Below are 1,185 nucleotides of genomic sequence, written 5' to 3'. Positions count from 1 at the left end.
GTGGCGGGATCACCGGCAGGTGATCGACTGGATTCTGCACCGGGTTCGGACCGGCGTGCAGTGGCGTGACCTGCCCGAACGGTTCGGCCCGTGGAAGACGGTCTACGAACGCCACCGCCTGCGGTCGGCCGACGGAACCTGGGAACGCCTGCTCCAGTAGGTCCAGGCCGAGGCCGAAGCGGCGGGGGAGATCGACTGGGACATCTCGGTCGACTCCACCATCCTGCAGGCGCACCAGCACGCCGCCGGCGCCCGCACCGAACCACCGTCGGCGCCCGCCTCAAAGGGGGCAGCAGCGGCAGAACACCAGGGCGAAACGGCGTGGCAGAGCCTCGTCTCCCGCCTGGTGGAGGTGGTGCAGGAGGTGGGGGCCTGGGCCGCTCGCGGGGCGGGTTCACCACCAAGCTCCACCTGAGCGCGGACGGCCGCTGCCGCCCGCTGTCCCTAATTGTCACCCCGGGACAGCGGGCGGACTGCACACAGTTCAAGCCCGTGCTGGAGAAGATCCGCGTCCCGCGGATCGGGCCGGGCAGGCCGCGTAAGAAGTCCGACAGCCTCGCGGCGGACAAGGCCTACAGCGACGGCCCATGCCGCGAGTATCTGCGGCGCCGGGGCATCCGGCACACGATCCCGGAGAAGACCGACAGCCAGGCCGCCCGCCTACGCAAAGGGTCACGCGGCGGACGGCCACCTGGCTTCGACGAAGAGCGGTACAAGAAATGCAACACCGTCGAACGGGCGATTAACCAGCTCAAGCACGCCAGAGCAGTGGCCACCCGCTACGACTGTGAGGATGTTCAGGTGCCGCTTCGGGCGGTGGCCTGACCCGCGCTACGACTGGCCCTGGTGCCTTGCGTTTGATCTGTCGGCCACTGTCCGGAGCGGCACTCGCCGCCGCTGGACCGGCGGGCGTGTTGATAGGGGCCTTCGCGAGAGGCAACGTCACAGCCCTGACCGCCCTGACCGATCCAGCGATGGCCGCCCCGCTTCCCATGGCTGCAGGAGACAGGTGACCGTGACCAGGATGACCCAGCCCGCCCCGCTGAACCAAGGCACCCCCGATATCGTGCTGGGTGTCGACACCCACAAGGACGTCCACGTCGCCGCCGTGGTCACGGCCGCCGGCGCTTCGTCGAGAGCAGGAGCTTTCCGACGACCGCCGAGGGCTACGAGCGTCTACTGGAC

The 1,185-nt window shown here is 69.3% G+C and carries 1 pseudogene; it reads left to right on the top strand.

From position 1 onward, the window contains the following. A pseudogene (locus tag VR44_RS48130) lies at positions 1 to 786 on the top strand (IS5 family transposase); the annotation flags it as partial. Positions 787 to 1,185 lie beyond the last annotated feature (399 nt).

Origin of the sequence: Streptomyces katrae, assembly GCF_000966975.1 — a bacterium.
GTDB lineage: Bacteria > Actinomycetota > Actinomycetes > Streptomycetales > Streptomycetaceae > Streptomyces > Streptomyces katrae.
This window is presented reverse-complemented; position numbering and strand designations above follow the sequence as displayed.